The organism is Robiginitalea aestuariiviva (assembly GCF_029537735.1).
GTDB lineage: Bacteria > Bacteroidota > Bacteroidia > Flavobacteriales > Flavobacteriaceae > Robiginitalea > Robiginitalea aestuariiviva.
In genome coordinates this window covers 264,941-286,874 of the sequence record NZ_JARPUQ010000003.1, presented here as the reverse complement: position 1 = coordinate 286,874, position 21,934 = coordinate 264,941, and the positions used below count along the sequence as shown (strand labels likewise).

The following is a 21,934-nucleotide window of genomic DNA, read 5'->3' as shown; positions in this document are numbered from 1 at the left end:
TTGTGTAATTTTAGGGCTAAACCCAAAAACACGATCACATGAAAAAAGTAAGCATAAGCCTGCTGGCCCTGGCCCTGGTGGCCGCAACCAGCTGCAAGCAGGCCAAAAAGGAGGCAGACGACGCCATGGACAGCATGGAAGAAGCCACCGAGGAAGTTATGGACGAAGCCAAGGAAATGGTGACCGAGAAAACCGTCACCTTTACCATGGAGCCCAAGAGCGACAGCGGGGTATCCGGGGAGGTGACCTTTACCGAGAAAGACGGGAGCGTGATGATGCACGCCATGTTTTCCGGTCTCACTCCTGGGGAACACGCCATCCACATCCACCAGACGGCAGACTGCTCTGCCGCGGACGGCACCTCCACGGGCGGGCACTGGAACCCCACCGGGGAGCCCCACGGCAAATGGGGTGATGACACCGGGTACCACAAAGGGGATATCGGGAACTTTACCGCAGATGAAAACGGCAACGGCATGGTCCACTTTGAGACCGACCAGTGGTGCCTGGGCTGCGGAGACTCCAACAAGGACCTCATGGGTAAGGCCGTTATCGTGCACCAGGGTACAGACGACTATACCTCCCAGCCCAGCGGGGCTGCCGGGGCGCGCATTAGCTGCACCGGGATTATCGAGTAATCCCTGTTCCTGAATACAAGCCACAAAAAAGGCCGGGAATTTCCCGGCCTTTTGGTTTGTTTAGGGTTAGGGGGTACGCCTCAGATCTGGGCGTCCATGTTCTTTTGAAACTTGCGCAGGGACTGGTGGGCGATATAGACCCGAAAGCTTAAAGCAGACATTACCAGAAGCCATGCGGAAAAGAGAATGATTTCCATAACATATAGTTTAGTAGGTTCTTATTTCGGGGAGATTACGCCCCCCGGAGTGAATTGGGTTCGATCAAATGTATGAAAAAACCGGTGAATTACCTGATGTAAATTCACAGTTTTGCGCGAAAATGCCGATGAATGGCACTATTCAGGGGTTGTATGACACCTTTTGGGCCAAATTTGCACCCGATGTTAAGGCAATGTTAAGGTAAATGGCGGCCCGTCGAAATCCCGGCCCCGGGTTTCCGGCGGTGGGAAATAAACCCTAATTTGGCGGCCTAAACCGGGAAGTCGTGAACCCCTCAGCATCGGGTTGGATAGAAAAATTTGGCCATCTGGCCGCCAAAGAGGCGGCCGCCTACCCGGATTTTACCCACCTGTACGACCAGTTGCGCCGCCTGGGCTTTGCCTACGGCATGAATGTCTGCATCCCCGACTTCATCAGACCCACCCACGAGCTTACCCAGGACGAACGCGCCAAAATCAACCTACTGTTTGGCCTGTTTGCCACCCACCGCCTGCAGCGGCCCGGGGCGGGGTTTGACGCCTTCCTGGAGTCCGTCTTCAGCTATTACAAGGCCCTGGGGGTGGGCCGCATCACCTTCCTGCAAAAGATTCTGAGCGGGCGCAAGACCTCTTCCCAGCTGGAAAAGCTGCTGGATTCCCGCATCTACCTGGGGGGGAACGTGCTGTCCAAGACCTTCAACAGCATGATCACCAACTCCCTGTTGCAGATTGACGTGCTTACCTACAAGCACTATTTGGAGCAGGACACGGACCCCCGCACCTTTGCGCGCAACCTGGAATTCGTGGCCGTAAACATTGCAAACCAGGCGCTTTCCGCCAAGCGGAAGAAACCCTCGGACGAACGGCTGCGGGACCTCTTCCAGGCTTCCCTGACCTATATGGAGCACCCGCCCCATCCCCTGGACCTGAGCTACCGGGGCATGCTCGAGGGCTACCGGGGTACCGCCATGGCCGCCTACCTGATGGATGTGGCCTGCCTGACCGTGTGGGAAGACAACAGCCTGGAATATCTGGAGTCCGAATTTGTCCTGACCCTGGGGCGGGAACTGGGCCTGGATGGCAGGGCCATTCGCGAAGCCCTGAATGCGGTTACGGAATTCTTTGCCCATTATGCAGACCAGCTCTCGGTCTTTAATAAAGAGAATTACTACGACAATATGTCTAAGGTGGTGGGCAAGCTGATCCGGCGCAATTCCCGCCGCCTGCAAAGCGAACTTTCCCAAAGCCGAGAACTGGTATACCTGCTGTCTAAATCTACGGTAAAGGAACTCTCCGGGGAGGAACGCAAGAAGATGCAGGAGCAGCTGCTGGACCTTTTTAAAAGCATCCCTTCCCTGGCCATCTTCCTGCTGCCCGGCGGGGCGTTGCTACTCCCTATCTTTATTTCCCTTATCCCGAAGCTGCTGCCCTCTTCCTTTGACGAAAACCGGGTAGACCCGGAGGAAAATACCGGGTATAAGGAAAATCTATAATACAGGCTTGATACCTCTTTTCCAGAGGTGTAAATCCGGTTATTCCAACCAAAGCTTAAAATCCCGGACCCGTTCGCGGGCCACGATGATTTCCTGCTCCCGGTAGCGGCCCAGCAGGATTTTCAGGCGGGAATTGGAGTAGGCTACAATGTCTTTGATGTGGTCGATGTGGACGAAGAATTTCCGGCTGACGCGGAAAAACGTCTCGGGCGAAAGTTCGTTTTCCAGCTGCTCCAGGGTAGTGTCCAGCAGGTAGGTGCGCCCCTCGGAGGTGGCCGCATAGGTGCCCTTGTTCTCACTGTAGAAACACTCGATTTCGTCCGAGTGGAGGATCTTCAGATGTTGCCCCACCCGGGCGGTAAAGCGCTTCTTGTAATCCCGCTCCAAGGGGTTGGTCAGCAGCTTGCGGATGTCTTCAAAATCTACCGTGACCGGCCCGGCCTCCGGCATGCGGTCCCGGTACTGGGCCAGGGCGGCCCGCAGCTCGTCCGGGTCTATGGGCTTGAGCAGGTAATCCACGCTGTTCAGCTTAAACGCCTGCAGGGCGTACTCGTCGTAAGCGGTGGTAAAGATGATGGGGGATTTTACGGTTACCGCATCGAAGATCTCAAAGGAGAGCCCGTCCGAGAGCTGGATATCCAGAAAGATAAGTTCGGGGGCGGGGTGCTGCCCGAACCACCCGATGGCTTCTTCCACGGAATGCAGGGTATGGGCCACCTGTACCCCCTCCCCTTCCAGCATGCGGGCCAGGCGGCGGGCGGCGGGCTTCTCGTCCTCGATAATCAGTACTTCCATGTCCGGCCTATTTGAATTTCTCGGCTTCCCGCTGGTCTTCCTCCATGTATTTGCGGATTTGGCGGGCTTCCCACTCCCGGCCCAAGATACCATTTAATCCAAAGACATTGATGGCGTGGAAGGCCAGGCCAATCCCCCAGAACACCGGGGTGGACAACACCCCCCAAAGCCCTGCCCCCTGCACGTGCCAGTTGGACTGGATCAGGATGGAGCCGGCAATAAACAGGTTAATGACCAGGTAGACCGAAAGGTGCACATAAAAGCCCTTGATCTGCTGTACCCGTTTGCGGGCGCGCTGCAATTTGTAGAATTCCCGGGATTGCTCCCCGGAGCCGGAGGTGTACTCCTCGTTTTCGTAAGGTTCCATAAGGCGGTATTTGAAGGTTATTCCCAGCGGCCGGTTTTCTCGTCCTCTTCCATAAACTCCCTGATCTTGCGCTCTTCCCAGTCCCGGTTAAAGAAAGGGTTCCAGCGGAAGGTCTTCAGGGCGTGGAACAACAGGCCAATGCCCCAGCCCAGGGCGGCCCAGAGAAACCACTTATACTCCCAGAAGGTGAAGTAGTTGATCAGGGCCAGCATGCCGATCACAAAGACGTAGGCCGTCAGATTCCCGTAAAACTTCTTGAGTTCTTCCACCCGCTGGCGGGCACGGATGTACTTGTTTTCCCGATTGAGGTCTTCTTCCATGGTATGGGTGATTAAAAATCGTCTTTAGACATGAATTCGCGGATTTTCCGGTTTTCCCAGTCCGGGCCCAGGAACAGGTTGTAGCCAAAGGCCCGCAGCCCGTGCATGGCCAGGCCCATCCCCCAGCCCAGGGCGGGGAAGATCACCCAGGGAAAGTGGGTGGTGCGCCAGTTCAACCAGGCCAGGAAGGGGATTACGATCAGGTAGGCCAGCAGGTTGTGGTAAAAGCCCTTGATGCAGTCTACCCGGCGGCGGGCCCTCAGGTAGCGGTCGGATTCGATTCGGTTTTCCATGATGTTGCGTTTTTTGATGGTTTCTAAGGCAAAGGTGCAACCGCGGCAGGGGCTTTAAAAGGATTTCCGACCGAACTGTCGAAAAGCCCTCCCGAACCGGGGACGCCCTTAAAAATCGTCCCGTTCCATCAGTTCGCGGATCTTGCGCTCTTCCCATCGTTTCCCCCAAAGCGGGTTGTACCCATAGGCTTCCATGCCGTGCATCAGCAGGCCAAACCCCCAGCCCAGGGCGGGAAAAACCACCCAGGGGAAGTCCGTGGTGCGCCAGTTCAGCCAGGCCAGAAAGGGGATAACCACGCAATAGGAGGCCAGGTTGCCGTAGAATTTCTTGATGGCCTCTACCTTCTCCCGAGCCTTCTGGAAGCGCTTGTCGCGCAGGAAATCGGCGCTGGGCTGCACGGTGCCTACCTGACGGGTAAGCATGGGCAGGGCCACGCGAAAGGCGCCTCCGTCTTTGGAAATGCGCACCTGCCGGTCCGTAAGCAGGGCATAGCGCTGGCGGATGTTCTGCAACCCCACCCCGCTGGATTTTTTCACCACCTGCTTTTCCTGCAGGTTGTTGCTCACCACCAGGTAGCCGTCTTCCTCCCGCACGGTAATCCGCAGCGGGCGGGTAGCGGTTACCACATTGTGCTTTACGGCGTTTTCCAGCAGGAGTTGCAGGGAGAGGGGCACAATGCGGGCCTCGGGCTGCTGCGCCGCCTCGGGAATGTCGAAAACGATGCTGTCCTCGAAGCGCATTTTCAGCAGGCGCACATAGGTGCGGGCAAAAGCAAATTCCTCATCTACGGGCACCAGTTCCTTATTCTTCTGTTCCAGCACATAGCGGTACACCTTGGAAAGGGAGGTGGTAAAGCGCTGGGCCGCCTCCGGGTCTTCGTCGATCAGGCTGGTGAGCACATTCAGGCTGTTGAACAGGAAATGGGGGTCCAGCTGGTTCTTCAGGGCGTCGAACTGGGCAGAGGCCGTGCGGGCAATGATCTTCTGCTCCTTTACCCGGCCTTCCTGCCGCTGTTTGTAGTAGTACAAGGCATAAAAAACGCCGGCCACTACAAGGGCGATCAGCACGCTGGTGGTGTAATAGCCCGGCTGCTGCATCTGCAGGTATTCCTCCATGGGAATGCGCCAGAAGGCCAGGGCCACCAACAGGCGGGCTACAAAGATGGCCAGGGCGGTCACCAGGGCATGGGCCCCCAGGCTAAGGGCCAGGTTGCGCAGGCGGAAGACCCTGGGGCCAAACCGCTGCAGGGCCCGGCTGAATACCCAGTAATTGGCCATATAGATCACCCAGCTGAAGATCATGTGTTCGGCAAAATCCGATCCCATTTCCAGGTTAAAGCGGATCTGGGTGCCGTTCCAGAAGTAAATGAGCAGGAACACGGCATAGAGGGCTATCCCTACCAGGGTGGCGCGTCCGAGTTCTCTCCAGAGGGTTTTCATGTATGCCGGTTTTTGCTGCAGCCCGCAGCCGTCCCTAAAGTAACAATTCTATGGCGGCCTTGCGGGATCTCTGGAAACAAAGGTGGGGCCTTTCGGGGCTTCCGCCCAATCCGGCCTACCCAACCGTCGGATTCCGGGGCTGAACCGTAGGTGGGCATCCCGCCCGATTTCCTACCTTTAACCCATGTACATCCCGCCCAAATACCGCAATGAAGACCCGGAGGCCATCCGCCGCTTTATCCGGGAACACGCCTTTGGCATCCTGGTCAGTGGGGGTGCCGAGACACCCATGGCCACCCACCTGCCCCTGGAACTGGAAGAAGCCGGGAACGGCCAGCTCGTGCTCTGCGGGCATTTTGCCCGGGCCAACCCCCAGTGGCAGCACATCGCAGACGGGCAGCAGGTACTCTGTATTTTTAACGGGCCCCATGCCTATGTCTCTTCTTCCTGGTACCAGCAGGAAGAGGTGCCTACCTGGAATTACATGGCCGTACACCTGACGGGCACCTACCGCCAGCAGACCGAGGCGGAACTCTGGGCCTCCCTGCACCGGCTGGTAGACCGGTATGAGGCCGATTCCGAGGCCCCGGTACGCCTGCAGGACCTCTCCGAAGCCACGCTGCGCCAGGTGCGGGGCATTGTGGGCTTTACCATTACGGCCACCCGCCTGGAGGCCGCTTTTAAACTCTCCCAGGGCAGGGAACAGGACCACCCGCGCATTGTCTCGGAACTGCAGCGCCGGGGCGGGGCCTCCGGGGCTGTGGCCGATGCCATGCAGGGACCGGAATCCCTTTGAGGATTCCCCGGTTTGGCCTATCTTTAAGGAAAAACCCAGCCATGTTACAAAGCAAGTTCTGGCAGGCATTCTTTGCCCTGGCCCCCTTTATCGCGATCATCCTGCTTTTTGGCGGGTACTTTATATTTATTTTCTCCATGATCGGCCATATGGACGAGATGGAGCACGGGGGCGGCCTGCCCATGACCACCTTTAGCGTGCTTTCGGGGTTTCTCGTGCTGGTCCTGCTGATGGTGGCCCTGTGCCTGGGCAGCCTGATCTTCTATATCGTACACGCCGTAAAAAACCCCAACCTGCAGCAGAACAACCTGCTGCTGGTCTGGATCCTGCTGTTCATCTTCGCCAATGGCATCGGGCAGTTTATCTACTGGATTGTGGAAATCCTCGGTAAAAAGGATACCCCGGCCACCCCCTGACCCATGGACCCTGTACAGCAGGAGGTGCGCATTGTACCCTACGCCCCCCGTTACCGGCAGGCCTTCCACGACCTGAACAAGGCCTGGATAGACCAGTATTTTACCATGGAGCCCATAGACCACCAGGTGCTGGAACACCCGGCAACCTACATTTTGGATCCCGGGGGTGCCATCTGGGTGGCCCTGGTGGGGGAAACCCCGGTGGGGGTATGCGCCCTGATGCCGGACCACGAGGCGCCCGCCACCTTTGAACTTACCAAGATGGGCGTAGACCCCGCCTACCAGGGGCTGGGCATTGGCTATGCCCTGGGCCGCGCCGTCCTGGAAGGGGCGCGCCAACTGGGGGCACGCCGGGTTTACCTGGAGAGCAATACGGTGCTGGAGCCCGCCATCCGCCTCTACCACAAGCTGGGGTTCAAGGCCTTTCAGGGGCGGCATTCGCCCTATTCGCGATGCAACATACAGATGGAGGTCCAGCTCGCCCCCTAAGCTACGGTTCGGGGCGCCCATCCGACATTTCGGTCAATCGCAATTGCCAGGGACAAGTACGTTTCGGAGTTTTGGGGCATAACCTTCAAAAAACGTGCTGTAATGAAAACTGTATTACTTACCGCCTTTGCCCTTTTGACCGCCCTGGGGACCTTTGCCCAGCAAACCCCGGGGGTTACCCTAACGGTAACTGTGGAAAATGTCCTGAACGACCAGGGAAATGTCCTGGCCGCCCTGCACCAGCAACATACCTTTATGAAGGGAGCCGGGCTGGCCGGGTACAGTAGCCAGGCCCAAAAAGGCCCGCTCACCATTACCTTCGAAGATGTAGCCCCGGGCACTTACGCCATCTCGGTGCTGCACGACCTCAATGCGAACGGCCGGATGGATTTTGACACCAGCGGCATGCCGCAGGAACCCTACGGCCTGAGCGGCGAGACCCTGCAAATGGGGCCGCCCAACTTCCAGGCCTCTGCCTTTGAAGTGGGCACGGAAGACGTCAGCCTCAGCATTCGGTTCTAAGTTCCAATGAACCCTAAAACATCATCCAAACCAAGTATCTTATTTGATGTATGTGCTAAAACAGTAATATTTAAAAGGTTTGAACCCGTGGATTAAATGGCAATAATAAGAGGGTATAATCGTTATGAACACAGATCTAAATGTCATTAAAAACATTACTGATGAAAACAGTATACACAAAATTTCCCAAACTTTTATTGCTGCTGCCAGCCTTACTGCTATTTCTCTCATGCAGCAATGACGAAGAGGCCTATGCCCGCGTAACCGTTAACGGAACCCTCCTCATGGAAGATGTCTCCGATTTTAATGGGGATATCAACGCGAGTTTTACAGGCAACGGGGGGACAGCAACCCGGAGCTTCGTCTGGAACAACAATTTGTCCACTGCAGACTTCAATGCAGATATTACATCTACTGCGTCTGGAAGTTTCCAGATGATTGTTGAAGATTCCCAGGGTATGGTAGTTCTGGATCGCACCATTCTCGGATCGAATCAGGAGGACACCATTGGCGGGGTAACCGCCGCGGGAAGTGCCGGACTTTGGACGGTTACCATAATTGTTACCAATTTTAACGGAGATGGCAGCTTTTCCCTAAGTGAAGGAAACTAAGACGGCAATCTCTTTCCTATCAAGCGCTACCAGAAGTTCTGGTAGCGCTTTTTTTTGGCTCAATGGCATATTATGTCACAGTTGGCCCATTATACCTGTTCGGCCAGCCAGGCTTTCATCATCCATACCGTTTTTTCCTGTTCGGTGATAAAGTCGCTCATCATGGCATTGGTGCCTTCGTCCCCGGAACGGTCCGAGGCGTCCAGAATTTCCCGCGCAATAAGGAGCAATTCCGTCAGGGAATCCGCGATCAGGCGCTAGTCATGTTGATTTAAAAACCTGATCTGTATTTAATCAGAATACCTGATTACAATAAGCAGTTACAATAGGTATTTTTTATACCTTTATGGGACTTATAACCCATACCAACCACGCCTTTCCGCCATGACCATTACCCAACTCCAGTACGTACTGGCCGTAGCCGAACACCGGAATTTTACCCTGGCCGCAGAAAAGAGTTTTGTCACCCAGCCCACCTTAAGCATGCAGGTACAAAAGCTGGAAGACGAACTGGGCCTGCTCATCTTTGACCGGGGCAAAAAACCCATCGCCATCACGGAAGCCGGCCAGAAAATTGTGGACCAGGCCCGCAACATAGTGCAGGAGGCCGCACGTATCCGAGACATTGTAGACCAGGAAAAAGGTTATGTGGGGGGCTCCTACGCCCTGGGGGTCATTCCCACGGTTATGCCCACCCTGTTGCCCATGTTCCTGAAATCCTTTACCCAGAAATACCCCAAGGTGCGCCTGATTATCCGGGAGGTCAGTACGGAACAGATGATTGAAGAGCTGCGGGAAGGCCACCTGGATGCCGGGATTGCGGCCACGCCCCTGGAAATCCCGAACCTGGTGGAGCGCCCGTTGTATTACGAACCTTTTGTGGCCTATGTGCCCCCGGGGCACCGCCTTTCCGGTTCCGGGAAAATCGGGCGGGAACACCTGGACCTGGAAGACATGCTGCTGCTGCAGGACGGACACTGCTTCCGGGACGGCGTCATTAACCTCTGCAAGGCCACCAACCGGGCGGCAGATGAACCCTTCCAACTGGACAGCGGCAGTTTTGAGACCCTGGTGAACCTGGTAGACGAAGGCCTGGGCATGACCCTGCTACCCTACCTGCATACCCTGGGGCTGGACGAGGCCCGCCAGCAAAACCTGCGCTTTTTCCAGGACCCGGCCCCAGCCCGGGAAGTGAGCCTGATCTACCACAAAAAAGAATTGAAATTCCAGATTACCGAAGCCCTGAGGGAGGTTATCGCATCCGTGGTACGCGGGGCCATCGCCTTTCAGGACGTACAGATCATCAGCCCCAAAGCCAAAGGCCGGGGCGGGAAGGCATAAAAAAGCCCCGCCGGAGGGCGGGGCGTTATGCCTTACGCAGGCAGATAGATTAATGCAGGTTGTAACTCCGGCTTGTCTGTGGTGAACTGTAGCAGCCACTGTTTGAGTTCCTCAATTTCATTGGGAAGCAGGTGCTGCATTGCTTTTTTGAGTTCCCTGCCAAACAACCGGGCATCGAAACTGACCTTTTGGAGTACCGTTTTGGTGTACTCCAGCATAGATCCAGCCATAAATCAGAATGTTTTGGTGAGTTGTTGTACAGACAAAATAACCAAAAATTGCGCTTAAATCGTATGCGGGATTCGTTAAAAATTGAATAATTTCATCCCAACACACCTTTAAATTCCTGTTGAAAACGCCCTTAAACGCCGTAATAAAAGGGGTTGCAGCCGCTGCCCTGATTTTGTCATTTACCTCGGGTTGCAGCCCGGCCCGCCAGGTACACCGCCATGCGAGCCGCACCCTGCAGGGCCCTGCCTTCCAGGCCCAATTAACAGGCCTGTTACTGTTGGATCTGCAGGCCGGCGATACCCTCTATGCCCATAACCCCCTTAAGCCCTTTACCCCGGCCAGCAACGTAAAGTTATTGACGCTCTACGCCGCCCTGAAAACCCTGCCCGAACGCCTTCCGGCCCTGGCCTATACCATGGCAGGAGATACCCTGGTGGCCTGGGGTACCGCCAACCCCGCCGCTCTGCACCCGGATTTGGCGGACAGTACGGCCTTCCATTTCATGCAGGGGTTCCCGCGGGTAGCCCTGGTAAATACCCATCTGGAAGACCCGGCCTGGGGCCCGGGATGGTCCTGGGACGATTTTGACCAGTACTATACCCCTACCCGTTCGGCCTTCCCGGCCTACGGGAATCTGCTGCGCGTGATTCGCGGGGATGATTCCCTCCGGGTATGGCCCATGGCCTTCCGGGACAGCATATTTCCCGAAGCCGGCAGGTATGCCCGAACGCCGGAGCACAATCGCTTTTTCCTGGACCCCCAACCCGGAGACACCCTGGAAGTACCCCTGGTGACGGACCCGCAGCGGGAGCGGCAGCTTTGGTCCCAGGCCCTGGGCAAACCCGTTCTCCCCTACCCGGCCCGGCCGGGGGGCAACCTCAAGGTCCTGGACGGCCCGCAGGCAGACAGCGTCTACCGGCGGATGATGCAAACCAGCGATAATTTCCTGGCCGAGCAGCTGATGCTGATGGTCTCGGCCACCCTGGGGGATACCCTGGGTTTTGGGCGGGCCCGGGATTACGTGCTGGACACCTACCTGGCCGACCTGCCCCAACGCCCCAAATGGGTAGACGGGTCCGGGCTAAGTCGCTATAACCTGATCTGCCCGGGCAGTGTGGTGCACCTGCTGCGCAAACTCCATCGGGAAATCCCACCGGAGCGCCTGTTGCCCCTGCTGGCCCAGGGCGGGGCCAACGGCACCCTGAAGGACTGGTACCGCAGCCCGGAGGGGCCCTACCTTTTTGGGAAAACGGGAAGCCTGAGCAACAACCACAACCTGAGTGGCTACCTGCGCACGCGCTCAGGCAAATGGGTGGTGTTTGCCTTTATGAACAACCATTACCTGGATAGCGGCACAGCCGTGAAAGCGCGGATGGAAGCCCTGCTTACCTGGGTGCGGGAGCACTATTGAGGAAGGCCTCCCGCAGCGGGCCATACAGGGCTGCGTACTGCAACAGCAGCACGGTCTTGGCGTCCCGGATGCGTCCCTGGGCCAGGGCCTGCAGCACTTCGGCATAGGAAACCTCCAGCACCTCGATATCTTCGGATTCACTATCGAGGCCCCCGCCTGCCCCGGCTTTCATCTCCGGGGCATATTCCGCCAGGAAATAATACAGCTTTTCGGTAACGGCCCCAGGGGAACTGTAGGCCTCCAGCACCCGCCTTACCCTGGGGACCCGGTACCCGGTTTCCTCCAGGATTTCCTTTTGGATGCAACCCTCCGGGTCCGCCTCGTCCAACAGGCCGGCACAGGCCTCGGTAAGCATCCCGTCTGCATTCCCGTTCACATAGGTGGGCATGCGGAACTGCCGGGTAAGCAGCACCTTTTCCCGCCCGGGGTCGTATAGCAACACCACGGCCCCGTTCCCGCGGTCGTAGACTTCCCGCTGCTGGGTATCCCAGCGGCCGTCGGACCGGAAATAATCGAAGGTGTAGCGGTATAGGGTATACCAGGCGTCCGAGAGGACTTCCCGGGCCACGTTGCGAAGGCTGCCATGGGTTGGAAGGTGTGAAGACATAGGTATAGAATATCAGGTATAACAAAGGTCGGGAATTCCCGGCTGGGCCCTTTTAGTCCCTGAGGTGGTTCAGGATCCTGCGCTGGAAACTCCGGTCGGATGCCAACAGGTTAAAGCCCTCCTCCAGATAGGCCCGCGCCCGGGCATAGGCCTCCGGGTCCCGGAATTCCGGTTGGGCCGCCTTCAGGATCCGGAAACAGGTATCCCGTGCCCCCAGCACCTGTTCCCGTGCCTGCTGGAGCACCTCCGGGTTGCGGCGGAAGCCCTTATAGATGCGTTCGGTTACCACCCCGACAGAACCCTTCAGGTGCTGCGTATTGGAAACGGTGGCATAGGGGGCATTCACCCAGCCCGAGAGGTCAAAATCATACGGAATGCTGAGGTAGCGCCCGCCAAGAAAATACAAGCGCTGGTTGTGCTGCAGCCGCAGGGAGAAATCCGTATGGCCGATCAGGAACTGGAACAGGTTGTTCAGGGCGCTGTAATAGGGATCCTGCATCCCGGCGGGCATTTCCCGGCGGACCCGCTGCCCCTCCAGGCGCCGGGCCAGGGCCCCGTGGTCTTCCAGCAGGAATCCCTGTAAATCGCGCTCCAGCCGTCGGCGGCCCCTGTGCTCGGTAAACACAACGCGTACCGGCCGGGTCTTGTAATGATAGGGGCTTATGGCCGCATACATGCGGTAGGCCAGCCATTCCTTCAGCACCAGGTCCTCGGCCTCACGGCTGGCCTGGCAGGGCCAGACCAGCTTGAGTTCCCGCTGCCCTGCCAGGACGGGGTTTTGGCGGGCCGCAGCTGCAAAACGCAGCGTCAGGGGCGGGTAATAACAGGTTTGGAGCCGGGACTGCCCGCGTACCCGAACCCGGGCCGTAAAGGCCTCCAAATGTCCGCCTTCCCCCATACGCAGCGGTATGGAAATGGCTGTGGTATCCCCGGTCTCCGATTTCAGGGTCCGGATGTTTGCACTGAATTCCAGGAGAGCCGCTTCCCGTTCCCAAAATTCCTGATCCTGTGAGGACAAGGGATGCTGGGCCCGGGTAAACAGGGTCAGGAGGCCAAAAAAGACCAGGAAAAGGCGCCGCAACTGCATGGGAATGACTTACCCCTTTAAGTTACGGAATTTCAGGGGATTTCAGACCGTCAGGGCCTGGTTCAGGTACCGGCGGAAAGGCAGCATTTCCCGGTAGGTTTCCAGCACCAGGGCCTCAAAGCCGGGGGCCAGGATTTCGGCCCGGGTCAGGGGGCGGGAAACCGCAAAGGTTTTCTGGCGCAACAGTTCCGCCTGGGGGTGGTCCGCAGCATACCCTTTGGGCATGCGCTGCAAGGCCTGGTCCGGGTACAGGCCCCCGAATGTCTTTTTAAAGGATGGCTTTTCCAGGATGGCCTGCAGCACCTCCCCGTTGTAATCGATGGCTTCCCGCACGCTCTGCAGCCGTTCCCGGCCCGGGCGCCACAGCCCCCCGGCCAGCATGGATTGGGACAGACCCACCTCGATGTAGAAATCCGCCGTGCCCGGGGCCTTGTCCAGCCCGGCTCCGAAATGGTCCTTGTAAACGGGGCGATCCGGGTGGAACATCAGGTTGTTGTTGATGCGGTTAATCCCGCGTTTTCCGGGCGTGGGATAGTATTCAGGGTCTATGGCCGCCACCTCGGCATCCAGGTGGTCCAGCCAGCCGATAAACTGGTTGCGCAGGCGGGTATACCGCTTGCGGTGCTGGTCCATCCAGGTTTTGTGGTTATTGGCCTGCAGTTCCTCCAGAAAGTCGAATAGGGCTTGGAAATCCATGGGGGCAAAGATACGGATTCAGGGCCGTTCTCCCCCGGGTGGGGGTGCCCCCCACCCCGGCACGAAGATACCTTTCTGTCCTGAAATCCGTCAGCAGGAAGTTTAGAAGCGGTTGTCCCCGTCCAGCAGGTCGCCCAACCCGCCCAGCAGGCTGCCTTCCCCCTTGTCTTTGCCGCCGGCCCGGGGCGCAGCGGCCAGTACCCGGCCGGCCAGCCGGCTGAAGGGCAGGGATTGTATGTAGACTACCCCCGGGCCGCGCAGGGTGGCAAAAAACAGCCCCTCGCCCCCAAAGATGGTGTTGCGGATGCCGCCAACAAATTCAATGTCGTAATCCACGGTCTGGGTAAAGCCCACAATACAGCCCGTATCTACGCGCAGCACTTCGCCAGGCTGCAGCTCGCGCCGGGCCATGGTACCCCCGGCATGGACAAAGGCCATCCCGTCTCCCTCCAGCTTCTGCATGATAAAGCCTTCGCCCCCAAAGAGGCCGCGCCCCAGTTTGCGGGAGAACTCAATCCCTACGGAAACACCCTTGGCCGCACAGAGGAAGGCATCCTTCTGGCAGATGAACTTCCCTCCCTTTTCGGAGAGGTCTATGGGTACGATTTTGCCCGGGTAGGGCGAGGCAAAACTCACGTCGCGCCGGGCGGCGCCTACATTGTAGAAGGCCGTCATAAAAAGGCTCTCTCCCGTGAGGATACGCTTGCCGGCCGAAAAGATTTTGCCCAGTACGCCATTGTCTTTCTGGGAGCCGTCGCCAAAGATCGTTTCCATTTTGATGTCCGGGTCCATCATCATAAAACTCCCGGCTTCCGCCACCACCGCTTCCTGGGGGTCCAGGGTTACCGAGACGTATTGCATCTCCTCTCCGTGAATGGCGTAGTCAATTTCGTGTGCGTTCATTGCGTGTGTTTTAATGGGTGGTAAAGCCGCCGGCTATTGGAGCAGCCACTTTTTGGCAGGCTTTTTTTTCGTAAATAATTTCATCTCGTACCCCAGGCTTACCATGGCCGTTTCCGTAAAGAGCTGCCGCTCGAACTGCTGAGGGTCGGCAATCACCACCGCCAGCTTCAGGTCCGGACTCCAGCCAATGGCCGAAGCGCCCTTGGCCAACCTGAACTTGAGTTCCAGGCTGTATTCGCCTTCAAAGACCATGGTGACCAGCACCCGGGTGCGGTCGTGTTCCCGGCACAGGGCGGCCACCTCCTTCCAGCGTTCAAAAGCCTCGCGGAGTTCCAGGCCTTCTTCTACCTGTACGGACATATCCACTTCCAGGTATTCCGGTTGTACCGAAAAAGAAAGGGTATAGGGCATATAGCAATGAATCTGTATATAAGGTACGGAAAATGTTACAGGAAATTATCTAACCCCCTGGTTATTTAACCTTTAAGGTCCACTCAAAGCGAAAAGTGCTTACGGGGTCGCCTGCGGCGTCAATACCTGTGGCGGTCATCCATACGGTCTGCCCTTCCCCGCTGCGCACCGCTTCGGCCAGGGCCTTTTGTACGGCCGGGCCGTCCTCGCACCGGAAACGGATCCGCCCCGTGGCCTTCTTGGTGAAAGTAGCCGTATTGTTCAGCACCAGCATGGAAACCTTCCGCCCACTCTTGCGGATGTGGTACATGACCAGGGCGCCCGTGGCAAATTCGGCAGCCATCCCCTGAACGGCCCAGAACATGGAACGGAAGGGGTTCTGGTTAATCCACCTGTGGGTAACCCGGGTATCGGCCGAATTGCCGTCCAGGTGCTGCAGGCGCACCCCGCACCACCAGGCAGAAGGGAGTTTCAGGAACATAAACCCATTGAATTTGCGGACCAGGGAAGCCATGTCTTGGGAGTTAGGTAGGCGTAAAAATATCAAATTCCCGGGGATTCCTAATTGTTAATATTATGTTAATTAATAGTACTATGTTTTGCATAATACCTTCTTTCGTATATATATTTGCATAAGAAACAACTATGCCATGACAGAATCAGTCACCAAACACGAACGCAACCTGTCCGCCGTGATCCATGGCTCCACCCTGTGCAGGTTCTTTATCCCGCTGGGGCATTTCCTGCTGCCGCTGGTGCTTTGGCTCTCCAACAAGAACCAGTCCGCCTTTGTGGATTACCACGGGAAACAGGCGTTGAACTTCCAGATCAGCATGACCCTGTACAATTTTATGCTGGGCCTGCTGAGTGTTCCCTTCCTATTGGGGTCCCTGCCAGCATTTTTTCGCAATGGCGGTTTCCACTGGAACGAGTGGGAACACATGGACGACTTCCACCTGAACCTGGGCGACGGCCTGTTTGACCTGCCCTTCTTCTGGTGGCCCGTTGGCGTGGCCGGGTTGTTGGGATTTGGCCTCTTTATCGTTAACGTGGTCTACACCATCCTGGCCACCCTCCGCACCAACGAAGGGGACTATTTCAAATATCCGCTCACCATTAAATTCATCCGATAATGAAACTGCGCCACATCCTTTTACTGCTGGCCATCCTGGTGGGCGCCCTGGCCGAGGCCCTGGCACAAGTCCCTGAAGACTCGGACCTGTACCGCACCATCAGCAACCTGGACCTCACGTATTTTGAGGCCTATAACCACTGCGACATGGAGACCCAGGCCAGCCTGTTGTGCGAGGACCTGGAATTCTACCACGACCAGGGCGGCTTAAGCCGTTCCAAGGCCGACATCCTGCAAAGCATCCGCGAAAACATCTGCGGCAAGGTGACCCGCACCCGGGTGGAAGGCAGCCTGGAGGTCCATGAAATACCCGGCTTTGGGGCCGTAGCCCTGGGCCTGCACCGCTTTTTCAATGCCGAGGAGCCGCAGGCCGAGTCCCGGCCCAGCCGTTTTATCACCCTCTGGAAACAGGAGGAGGACGCCTGGCGGATGTACCGCATCGTAAGCCTGCACTAACGTTTATTCATCAATCAATCCATCATCATGAGCATCAAAAAACGAACCGTCGAACTCAGCCGCCCCGCTACCCGCGCGGGCGGTAGCTAAAGATCCGAGCATTATGAACATCGAAAATACCAAAGCGCAAATGCGTAAGGGCGTCCTGGAGTATTGCATCCTGTCCATCCTTAAAGGGGGGGACAAGTATGCCTCCGAGATCCTGGATACCCTGAAAGACGCAAAAATGCTGGTTGTGGAGGGTACCATCTACCCCCTGCTCACCCGGCTGAAAAACGCAGGGCTGCTCTCCTACCGCTGGGAGGAATCCAGCTCCGGGCCGCCCCGCAAATACTACGGGCTCACCGAAACCGGGAAGATGTTCCTCAAGGAGCTGGACACCACCTGGGACGAACTCCGAACCGCTGTAAACGTGGTCACCAATAAAAAAAGCAAGTAAGATGAACAAGACTGTAAATATCAACCTGGCCAATATGCTTTTTCACATTGATGAAAACGCATTCATGAAGCTGCAGCGCTATCTGGAGGCCATTAAGCGCTCCTTTTCCGGTACTACGGGCAGCGACGAGATCATCGCCGATATCGAGGCGCGCATTGCCGAGCTGTTCTTCGAGAAAATGGAGAACGAGCGGCAGGTGATCACCCTGAAGGAAGTGGACGAAGTCATCGCCATTATGGGGCAGCCGGAAGACTACCACGTAGACGAAGACATCTTCCAGGACGAACCCCAGGCCGGGCCCTCCTCCCAGAGCGCCCGCCCGAAGGCGAAGAAACTCTATCGCGACATCGACCAGAAATACATTGGCGGGGTCTGCGCCGGGCTGGAGCACTACCTGGGGATTGACGCCCTGTGGATCCGCCTGATCTTTATCCTGCTGGCTATTTTCTCCGGCTTTGGCTTTATCGCCTACATCCTGCTCTGGATTTTGGTGCCCGAGGCGGCCACCACGGCTCAGAAACTGGATATGACCGGGGAACCCGTGAACATCAGCAATATTGAACGCAAGGTAAAGGAGGGCTTTGACGAGGTAGCCGAAAAGGTGCGCAGCGTCGATTATGAAAAGGTGGGGGACCGCGTGAAGAGTTCCGGGAAATCCTTTTTCGACACCCTGGGGGACGTGATCATGTTCTTCTTTAAGGTGATCGGGAAATTCGTGGGCATCATCCTGATCATTACCGGGGCCACTGCCCTGATCGGGCTGGTCATTGCCCTGTTTACCGTAGGCGTGGTGGATGCCGTTCACATTCCCGGGGTAGACCTGGTGGGCATGCTCAACGACACGGACACCCCCATCTGGATTGTGTCCCTCCTGGTATTCCTGGCCGTGGGCATCCCCTTCTTTTTCCTGATGTACCTGGGGCTGCGTATCCTGGTGACCAACCTGAAATCCATCGGCAACATCGCCAAGTTCTCCCTGTTGGGGCTGTGGCTTATGGCGCTGATTTCCCTCTCGGTACTGAGCGTGAAACAGGCCGCCGCCCATGCCTACACCGGCAGCGTGACGGTGCGCGACACCCTGGCCCTGCCGGCACCGGATACCCTGCGGGTGCACTTTAATGAGAATACCTACGGCTATGAGTCCGGGCCCATTGTAGCCGGGATGCGCATCCGGTACGACGAGGAAGACCAGCCCATGCTGTTCTCGGACGACCTGCTGCTGGACATCCGTAAATCCGAAGATTCCACCGCCTACCTGCGCCTGCGCAAGGACGCGGACGGCCGTTCGTATGCAGATGCCCGGGCACGGGCCGAAGCCATCGACTTTGGCTATGCCTTAAGCGGCAATACCCTGCAACTGAATGACCATTTCACCACGGCCATTGCCAACAAGGTACGCGGGCAGGAAATGCGCCTGACCCTGTACCTGCCGGAAGGCACCGTAGTGGATTTTAACCCGGCTGCCCGGGAATTTATGGGGCGCCGCACCCAAACGGACCGCGACCTGTACCGCAAGGAAATTGCCCGCTACCGCTGGCAGATGGGGGCCAACGGCATCCTGACCTGCCTGGACTGCCCGCCGGACACCAGCCGCCATAGGGACGACGGGGATGGGGAAGGCCATATCATCATTGACGAGAACGGCGTGGACATAGACCTGAACGACAGCGGGGATAGTTTTAAAATGAAAATTAACGAGGACGGCGTACGCATCCGCGCCAACGACCAGGGACGGCCCTGACGGTTCATCCCCCGGATCCGACAATTCGGTCCGAAACCCTGGGAAAAGGCGGGCTTGTGTCCCACCTTTGACCCATCGACTAAAAACATCAACCTGAAACGCATCAACCCGGGCCCAGCCCGGTCATCAAAAAACGAACATCATGACAACACTTGCCAGAATTACCATCGCCCTGATTTTGACCTTACTCGCCTCCTCCTGTATGCTGGACGTTAACTGGGGGCCGGGCAAACGCGGCAACGGCGTCGTTGTGGAAGAAGCCCGCAGCGTAACTGCAGACTTTACCGCCATTACGGCCTCCGAAGGCATAGACGTGTACGTGACCCAGGCCACCGATTACGACATCCGGGTATCGGCAGACGAAAATGTAATCGACCTGATCGGCACCGACATCCGCGACGGGGAGCTCCGCATCCACGCCGTCGAGAACATTGGCCGGGCCACCAAGAAGGTCTATGTAAGCCTACCGCAAATCAATGTATTGCGCGCCTCCAGCGGGGCAGACCTGCGGGGGCAGGGCCTCATTGAAGGCGACATGATCAAACTGGACGCCAGCAGCGGGGCGGACCTGCGCCTGGAACTGGTAGCCGACGAGGTGGAGGCCGATTGCAGCAGCGGGGCGGACATCAAGGTGAGCGGCCGGGCCAACCTCCTCTATGCCGATGCCAGCAGCGGGTCGGACATCAAGGCCCAGGACCTGGAAGCCAAGGTGTGCCATGCCCACGCCAGCAGCGGGGCGGACATCCGGGTCTACGTAACCGGTTCCCTTACCGCCGATGCCAGCAGCGGGGCAGACATTCACTACAGCGGCGATGCCACGGTAGAAACGCGCAAATCCGCCTCCGGCAGCGTACATCGCTACTAAAATTTCCCATCACTCAATCAAAGACCGAACGGTCGCCCGGAACCCCTGCCTTGCGGGGGTTCTTTTTTGGGACAAATACAGTACCTTGGGAAACCAAACCGAACCGCCTTGGAACTGTATACAAAGACCTTTACCCTGGAGCTGGCGCACAGCTTCGGGATTTCCCGCGAACGCTACGATACCCAGGAGACCCTCATTGCCGCCTTGTCGGACGGCACACACACGGGCTTCGGGGAAGCGACCACCAACCCCTACTACGGGGTTACCCTTCCGGCCATGTTGTCTGAAATGGAAGCCGCCAGGCCCGCAATCCGTAACTTCAGCGGGGGCAGCCCGGAGGACTTTCACACCCTGCTCTGTACCCTGCCCATATCCCCTTTCAGCCGCTGCGCCCTGGACCTGGCCTACAACGACCTGTACGGGAAACAAAAGGGGCAGCCGCTATGGCAACTCTGGGGCACCACCCTGGACCGCCTCCCGGTCTCCAATTACACCATCGGGCTGGATACCCCGGAGGTCATGGTCTCCAAAATGCTGGAAAAGCCCTGGCCGGTTTACAAAATCAAACTGGGCACCCAGGCAGACGTGGCCCTGGTTACGGAATTGCGCCGGCATACCGATGCCGTGTTCCGCGTGGATGCCAATTGTGCCTGGACCGCCCAGGAAACCATAGACAATTCCCACGCCCTGAAGGAACTCGGGGTGGAATTTATTGAGCAGCCGCTGCCGGCCGATGCCTGGGACGCCATGGAACGGGTACAACACGCCTCGGTCCTGCCCATAATGGCAGACGAAAGCTGTATAGTGGAAGCCGATGTAGCCCGGTGTGCCCTGCACTTCAGCGGCATCAACATCAAGCTCACCAAATGCGGGGGCCTGACCCCGGCCCGGCGGATGATCCGGGAAGCCCGCAGCCTGGGGCTGAAGGTTATGGTGGGCTGTATGACTGAATCCACTGTAGGGATCTCGGCCATTGCCCAGCTGCTGCCCCAGCTGGACTATGTCGATATGGACGGGGCCATGCTGCTGCGCTCGGATATCGCCACCGGGGTCCGCTTTACGGATGCGGCCGAAATCGTCTACCCGGAGGGCAACGGCAGCGGGGTGGCCATGCTGGAACCCTTTACCCCGGTGCCGTGATCCTGGAACTGCCCCATATTCCCGGCCCGGAGTTCAGGCACCAGGGTACGGATTACCTCTATTTTGGGGGTACCGCCTACCTGGGGATACAGCAGTCCCAGGACTTCCGCACCCTTCTTGCTGCAGCGGTGCAGGCGCACGGTTCCCACTGGGGCGCCTCCCGCCTGGGTAATATCCGGTTGCAGGTGTACCGGGAGGCCGAAACCCGTCTGGCAGCGCTTGCCGCCGCCCCTGCGGCCTGTACGGTTTCTTCCGGTTACCTGGCGGCCCGCCTGGTCTCCGAGTATTTTCTGGGACTTGGACATCCCTGTTTCTACGCCCCGGGATGCCACGCTGCCCTGATCCCGCCCGGGAAACAACGGGAAGCAGACTGGGAAAACCTGGCGGTCCGCTTTGGGGCCGCACAGGAGCAGGAGCGCCCCCCTGTGCTCTTTGCAGATGCCCTGGAGGTTACGGACCGGCCCCGCCACCTCAAGGAAATCCTCGAGGGGTTTGCTGCGCGCAGAGGCATCCTGGTGGCAGACGATTCCCATGGCCTGGGCCTTATCGGCTCCAACGGGTTTGGCACCTATACAGCCCTGGAGGGCATGGGGTTCCGGGAAACCCTGGTCTGTGCCTCCATGGGCAAAGCCATGGGCATTACCGCAGGCCTGGTCCTGGGCCCTGCCCATCGCCTTCAAACCTTGCAGGACTCGGAAATCTTTTCAGGCGCCAGCCCGGCCCCGCCCGCCAGTCTGGCCGCCTTTCTGGAAGCAGAAGCCGCCGGCCTCTACACCCGCCAGCAAAAGGCCCTGCAGGACTTGCTTTCCCTGGTGGAACCGAAAACCCTGCCGCCAGGCATGGGCTACAAAGCAGGATACCCGGTACTGGCCTTCCAGAACCCTGCCCTGGCCGCCTATCTATTTGCCCAAAATGTCCTGATTACCCATTTCGAATACCCGGCAGACGGGACGCCAGCTTCCCCCAGCCGCATTGTCCTGACAGCCGCCCACCAACCGGTCCACCTGGAACGTTTATCGGGCTTGCTCCGGAAATTCAACAAAACGCAAGCTTAGGGCCGAAAGCGTTCGGATCCTGTAAAATTTGAAAACCACCCC

Annotated in this window: 28 protein-coding genes and 1 pseudogene; 16 read left to right on the top strand and 13 right to left on the bottom strand. The window is 57.8% G+C overall.

Annotation, left to right across the window (positions count from 1 at the left end; translation table 11 throughout):
• The first annotated feature begins 38 nt into the window (after positions 1-38).
• On the top strand, positions 39-638 hold the full coding sequence (locus tag OZ410_RS13890; protein ID WP_277708620.1) for a superoxide dismutase family protein: 600 nt from the start codon (positions 39-41) through the stop codon (positions 636-638).
• A gap of 484 nt (positions 639-1,122) precedes the next feature.
• Entirely contained in the window at positions 1,123-2,328 is a 1,206-nt protein-coding gene (locus tag OZ410_RS13885) for an LETM1-related biofilm-associated protein (RefSeq protein ID WP_277708619.1), read from the top strand.
• Positions 2,329-2,367: 39 nt separating this feature from the next.
• Here OZ410_RS13885 and OZ410_RS13880 read toward each other — a convergent pair whose 3' ends face one another.
• The 5 genes from OZ410_RS13880 to OZ410_RS13860 form a co-directional block, all read right to left on the bottom strand.
• Positions 2,368-3,123, bottom strand: coding sequence for a LytR/AlgR family response regulator transcription factor (locus OZ410_RS13880; protein ID WP_277708618.1), 756 nt, complete (start codon positions 3,121-3,123; stop codon positions 2,368-2,370).
• Positions 3,124-3,130: 7 nt separating this feature from the next.
• Positions 3,131-3,490 carry a 2TM domain-containing protein gene (locus OZ410_RS13875; RefSeq protein ID WP_277708617.1) on the bottom strand — a complete coding sequence of 120 codons (360 nt, stop codon included), beginning with the start codon at positions 3,488-3,490 and terminating at the stop codon, positions 3,131-3,133.
• A gap of 17 nt (positions 3,491-3,507) precedes the next feature.
• Positions 3,508-3,810, bottom strand: a complete 303-nt coding sequence (locus OZ410_RS13870) for a 2TM domain-containing protein (protein WP_277708616.1) — start codon at positions 3,808-3,810, stop codon at positions 3,508-3,510.
• 11 nt (positions 3,811-3,821) lie between these two features.
• Positions 3,822-4,103, bottom strand: a complete 282-nt coding sequence (locus OZ410_RS13865; protein WP_277708615.1) for a 2TM domain-containing protein — start codon at positions 4,101-4,103, stop codon at positions 3,822-3,824.
• Positions 4,104-4,211: 108 nt separating this feature from the next.
• Positions 4,212-5,543, bottom strand: coding sequence for a 2TM domain-containing protein (locus tag OZ410_RS13860; protein WP_277708614.1), 1,332 nt, complete (start codon positions 5,541-5,543; stop codon positions 4,212-4,214).
• 184 nt (positions 5,544-5,727) lie between these two features.
• Between OZ410_RS13860 and OZ410_RS13855 the strand changes: the two genes are divergently transcribed.
• The 5 genes from OZ410_RS13855 to OZ410_RS13835 all read left to right on the top strand — a co-directional run bounded on the left by OZ410_RS13855 (position 5,728) and on the right by OZ410_RS13835 (position 8,377).
• Positions 5,728-6,339 carry an FMN-binding negative transcriptional regulator gene (locus tag OZ410_RS13855; protein ID WP_277708613.1) on the top strand — a complete coding sequence of 204 codons (612 nt, stop codon included), beginning with the start codon at positions 5,728-5,730 and terminating at the stop codon, positions 6,337-6,339.
• Positions 6,340-6,380: 41 nt separating this feature from the next.
• Positions 6,381-6,755, top strand: a complete 375-nt coding sequence (locus OZ410_RS13850) for a hypothetical protein (protein WP_277708612.1) — start codon at positions 6,381-6,383, stop codon at positions 6,753-6,755.
• 3 nt (positions 6,756-6,758) lie between these two features.
• The gene (locus OZ410_RS13845) at positions 6,759-7,244 is read left to right on the top strand and encodes a GNAT family N-acetyltransferase (protein WP_277708611.1); all 486 of its coding nucleotides are present in this window, start codon (positions 6,759-6,761) and stop codon (positions 7,242-7,244) included.
• A 102-nt stretch (positions 7,245-7,346) separates the two neighbouring features.
• A complete protein-coding gene (locus OZ410_RS13840) occupies positions 7,347-7,766 on the top strand; it encodes a DUF2141 domain-containing protein (protein WP_277708610.1) in 420 nt (139 codons plus the stop codon).
• Positions 7,767-7,927: 161 nt separating this feature from the next.
• Positions 7,928-8,377, top strand: coding sequence for a hypothetical protein (locus tag OZ410_RS13835; RefSeq protein WP_277708609.1), 450 nt, complete (start codon positions 7,928-7,930; stop codon positions 8,375-8,377).
• An 89-nt stretch (positions 8,378-8,466) separates the two neighbouring features.
• Here OZ410_RS13835 and OZ410_RS13830 read toward each other — a convergent pair.
• A pseudogene (locus OZ410_RS13830) lies at positions 8,467-8,634 on the bottom strand (ferritin-like domain-containing protein); the annotation flags it as partial.
• Between the two features lie 127 nt (positions 8,635-8,761).
• Between OZ410_RS13830 and OZ410_RS13825 the strand changes: the two are divergent.
• Positions 8,762-9,718, top strand: coding sequence for a hydrogen peroxide-inducible genes activator (locus tag OZ410_RS13825; RefSeq protein ID WP_277708608.1), 957 nt, complete (start codon positions 8,762-8,764; stop codon positions 9,716-9,718).
• A 32-nt stretch (positions 9,719-9,750) separates the two neighbouring features.
• On the opposite strand, the gene OZ410_RS13820 is transcribed toward OZ410_RS13825, so the two are convergent.
• Positions 9,751-9,948: a hypothetical protein gene (locus OZ410_RS13820; RefSeq protein ID WP_277708607.1), complete on the bottom strand. Its 198-nt coding sequence runs from the start codon at positions 9,946-9,948 to the stop codon at positions 9,751-9,753.
• Positions 9,949-10,067: 119 nt separating this feature from the next.
• Here OZ410_RS13820 and OZ410_RS13815 point away from each other — a divergent pair, with 119 nt between their 5' ends.
• Entirely contained in the window at positions 10,068-11,360 is a 1,293-nt protein-coding gene (locus tag OZ410_RS13815; RefSeq protein WP_277708606.1) for a D-alanyl-D-alanine carboxypeptidase, read from the top strand.
• Here OZ410_RS13815 and OZ410_RS13810 read toward each other — a convergent pair.
• The 6 genes from OZ410_RS13810 to OZ410_RS13785 all read right to left on the bottom strand — a co-directional run bounded on the left by OZ410_RS13810 (position 11,335) and on the right by OZ410_RS13785 (position 15,578).
• Positions 11,335-11,967, bottom strand: a complete 633-nt coding sequence (locus tag OZ410_RS13810) for an NUDIX domain-containing protein (RefSeq protein ID WP_277708605.1) — start codon at positions 11,965-11,967, stop codon at positions 11,335-11,337. The genes OZ410_RS13815 and OZ410_RS13810 overlap by 26 nt on opposite strands.
• A 52-nt stretch (positions 11,968-12,019) precedes the next feature.
• Complete coding sequence (locus OZ410_RS13805) at positions 12,020-13,054, bottom strand: hypothetical protein (protein ID WP_277708604.1); 1,035 nt, start codon at positions 13,052-13,054, stop codon at positions 12,020-12,022.
• A 42-nt stretch (positions 13,055-13,096) separates the two neighbouring features.
• Positions 13,097-13,750, bottom strand: a complete 654-nt coding sequence (locus OZ410_RS13800) for a DUF2461 domain-containing protein (protein ID WP_277708603.1) — start codon at positions 13,748-13,750, stop codon at positions 13,097-13,099.
• A 102-nt stretch (positions 13,751-13,852) separates the two neighbouring features.
• Positions 13,853-14,653 carry a TIGR00266 family protein gene (locus OZ410_RS13795; RefSeq protein WP_277708602.1) on the bottom strand — a complete coding sequence of 267 codons (801 nt, stop codon included), beginning with the start codon at positions 14,651-14,653 and terminating at the stop codon, positions 13,853-13,855.
• Positions 14,654-14,686: 33 nt separating this feature from the next.
• Positions 14,687-15,064, bottom strand: coding sequence for a hypothetical protein (locus tag OZ410_RS13790; RefSeq protein WP_277708601.1), 378 nt, complete (start codon positions 15,062-15,064; stop codon positions 14,687-14,689).
• A 61-nt stretch (positions 15,065-15,125) separates the two neighbouring features.
• Positions 15,126-15,578: a DUF4442 domain-containing protein gene (locus OZ410_RS13785; protein WP_277708600.1), complete on the bottom strand. Its 453-nt coding sequence runs from the start codon at positions 15,576-15,578 to the stop codon at positions 15,126-15,128.
• A 136-nt stretch (positions 15,579-15,714) separates the two neighbouring features.
• Here OZ410_RS13785 and OZ410_RS13780 point away from each other — a divergent pair, with 136 nt between their 5' ends.
• The 7 genes from OZ410_RS13780 to OZ410_RS13750 all read left to right on the top strand — a co-directional run bounded on the left by OZ410_RS13780 (position 15,715) and on the right by OZ410_RS13750 (position 21,892).
• Positions 15,715-16,197 (top strand): DUF4870 domain-containing protein, encoded by a 483-nt coding sequence (locus OZ410_RS13780; RefSeq protein WP_277708599.1) that lies wholly within the window; start codon positions 15,715-15,717, stop codon positions 16,195-16,197.
• On the top strand, positions 16,197-16,652 hold the full coding sequence (locus tag OZ410_RS13775) for a nuclear transport factor 2 family protein (protein WP_277708598.1): 456 nt from the start codon (positions 16,197-16,199) through the stop codon (positions 16,650-16,652). Before OZ410_RS13780 ends, OZ410_RS13775 begins: the two co-directional genes overlap by 1 nt.
• A gap of 103 nt (positions 16,653-16,755) precedes the next feature.
• On the top strand, positions 16,756-17,091 hold the full coding sequence (locus OZ410_RS13770) for a PadR family transcriptional regulator (RefSeq protein WP_277708597.1): 336 nt from the start codon (positions 16,756-16,758) through the stop codon (positions 17,089-17,091).
• Position 17,092: 1 nt separating this feature from the next.
• Positions 17,093-18,832 (top strand): PspC domain-containing protein, encoded by a 1,740-nt coding sequence (locus OZ410_RS13765; protein ID WP_277708596.1) that lies wholly within the window; start codon positions 17,093-17,095, stop codon positions 18,830-18,832.
• A 142-nt stretch (positions 18,833-18,974) separates the two neighbouring features.
• Complete coding sequence (locus tag OZ410_RS13760; protein WP_277708595.1) at positions 18,975-19,697, top strand: head GIN domain-containing protein; 723 nt, start codon at positions 18,975-18,977, stop codon at positions 19,695-19,697.
• 108 nt (positions 19,698-19,805) lie between these two features.
• Complete coding sequence (locus OZ410_RS13755) at positions 19,806-20,837, top strand: dipeptide epimerase (protein WP_277708594.1); 1,032 nt, start codon at positions 19,806-19,808, stop codon at positions 20,835-20,837.
• The gene (locus OZ410_RS13750; protein ID WP_277708593.1) at positions 20,834-21,892 is read left to right on the top strand and encodes an aminotransferase class I/II-fold pyridoxal phosphate-dependent enzyme; all 1,059 of its coding nucleotides are present in this window, start codon (positions 20,834-20,836) and stop codon (positions 21,890-21,892) included. The genes OZ410_RS13755 and OZ410_RS13750 overlap by 4 nt, the downstream gene beginning before the upstream one ends.
• The last annotated feature ends 42 nt before the right edge of the window (positions 21,893-21,934 follow it).